This window comes from uncultured Nostoc sp. (genome assembly GCF_937863485.1).
Taxonomy (GTDB): Bacteria; Cyanobacteriota; Cyanobacteriia; order Cyanobacteriales; family Nostocaceae; genus Nostoc.
This window is the reverse complement of the sequence record NZ_CALMFY010000013.1, coordinates 1-2,046: the sequence shown is the minus strand read 5'-3', so window position 1 is coordinate 2,046 and position 2,046 is coordinate 1. Positions and strand designations below refer to the sequence as shown.

2 protein-coding genes are annotated in these 2,046 nt (G+C 37.6%); one reads left to right on the top strand and one right to left on the bottom strand.

The window, feature by feature from the left end; genetic code table 11:
- The first annotated feature begins 107 nt into the window (after positions 1–107).
- On the top strand, positions 108–581 hold the full coding sequence (locus tag Q0541_RS01590) for a hypothetical protein (RefSeq protein WP_298904589.1): 474 nt from the start codon (positions 108–110) through the stop codon (positions 579–581).
- Between the two features lie 700 nt (positions 582–1,281).
- Here the strand turns inward: Q0541_RS01590 and Q0541_RS01585 are convergent.
- On the bottom strand, positions 1,282–2,046 hold a 765-nt coding region (locus Q0541_RS01585; RefSeq protein WP_298904586.1), incomplete at its 5' end, for a 2,3-bisphosphoglycerate-dependent phosphoglycerate mutase.

Genomic DNA, 2,046 nt, shown 5'->3' with positions numbered 1-2,046 from the left:
ACCCGTTAATGTACTGATATCACTGTACCTCAGTTACCTGCAATCTGCTGTATATCGATATGAAATTCTTCTTATTTCCCCTAGCAATCATTTTTCAGTTCTGTTATATGGCACAGACATTAGTTGTGCAAAGTTTTGATTCTATTCCCACTGTTTTAATGATTAGCAAAAGTTTACCTGAGACTGAGTGCGATAACCAAACCGTAGATTTTGTAGTCAAATATTCGGCACCTACTGTTTCAATTACAGTTGAAAAGTTGTCACTAATTTGGAGTGAAAGAATCGAATCATACAAAAATCCCATATCTGCAACACCCAGTCAAGTCACAACTCATATAAAAAACAAAAAACTTACTAACTATCAGTTGGAGCAATTTAAAAAACTGATTCAATCAAGTGAGTTTATGAATTTAGCAGCAGAGTATGGTGCAGCGACTAATCAAAGGTATTATCCTTATTCTATTTCAGTATGTTTAAACAATCAAGAGAAAAAAGTATTTTTAAGAAGTAATCCAAGTTTAGATAAAAGTCCTGAAGCATTCCGATCTGTGGAAGATTATTTGCGACAGCTAATTAAGTAGTACACCTACCCCACTATCGTTTGGGATAAAGCCGAAATTTATGCCTTGATAATTCGTGCCTTATTATACAGCGTAAATGATTGCTGTAACCCATTTGTCAGAGACGGCTGGTGTTAAACAGTAGTTAATGTCCCAATGTCATCGCCACTAAAATGGGCAGAAGAATTTTGAGTTCTGTAATCAAGCTGTGGAACTCCATTTAAAATTAAATATCAAGATGTGAATACCTTTGCCCTCAAGTTCAAACTCATTTAGTCGTTGCACAACAATTACTCGTGCTTTTTTTTGTGGATTTAGTAATTAAAAAAGATAACACTGATGTCATGGTTAAGCCAGTCACAAAACTCAAACCAGTTTTGAGGAGGGAGCAACGCGATTTTGTGAGGTGCTGCAACCTGGGACGTATATAGCTTGTTTCGGGATGCGATCGCAACTAAAAAACCAAGTTTTGTTGAGAATATAGAGGTATAATTGAGAACTAAACCCCGATCTCACTTTTTCGCGTTGCTCCCTTTTGAGGATTTGACAACGCTTAGGACTCTTAAATATATTTTATAAATTAGGCTTTATAATTGAGAAACTCCAGAACTTAATAAATCTTATTTTTTCAATTTGAGCAACAATTTTCCTGATGAAACCCACAAAATATTAAACTTTTACCTTTCACAAATATAGTACTGGAATCTCAATTTTTGATCAGCTAGATGATTACAGAACTTGTTACTTTTCCTTGCTGATTAATCTCATAAACAATCGGAACACTAGTCGCAAGTTCGAGGTTGGGTATTTCTTCAATACTAAGGTTATCTATATACATGATGATCGATCGTAGAGAATTGCCGTGGGCAGAAACCAGGACGTTATCTCCATCTTTTATATGGGGAAAGATTCGATTTTGAAAAAATGGAATCGTCCTTTTGGCAGTGTCTTCAAGACTTTCTCCTCCTGGTGGTCGTTTGACAAATGAACGCCGCCATTCATGTAGCATGTCTTCACCGAACTTTTCTGTGGTTTGAGCTTTGTTTAATCCCTGTAAATTACCGTAATAGCGCTCATCAAGTTTTGCACACATAAAAATAGGAATTTTCTGACTTTTATCTCCTTCATAGTTATCCCAACCATGCCAATCGTGATCTGAGGCGTTATGTTTGAATACAGGGCTTTTACCAGCGCAAGTTTTTTCGCATTCAGTTAGACAAATAGCACTTGTCTCAATGGCACGAACCAGTAGGCTAGTGAAACACACGTCAATTCGATAATTTCTAATTTTTTTTGCCGCCGCAATCGCCTCAAGGCGACCTAGATGACTTAGGGGGACATCAACCCAGCCGCTAAATCGGTTAGCTGCATTCCAAGTACTTTGACCGTGACGAATTAGAATGAGTTTTGCCATTATGGGTTGAAGAAAGCAGTAGACTTCTTGGCATTGTGGGGGAAAGGGGAAGGTGGGGCCGCTGAAGGGGAT

Bases quoted from the DNA above. Each gene is read 5' to 3' on its own strand.
- Q0541_RS01590 (WP_298904589.1), top strand. From the start codon at position 108: ATGGCACAGACATTAGTTGTGCAAAGTTTTGATTCTATTCCCACTGTT.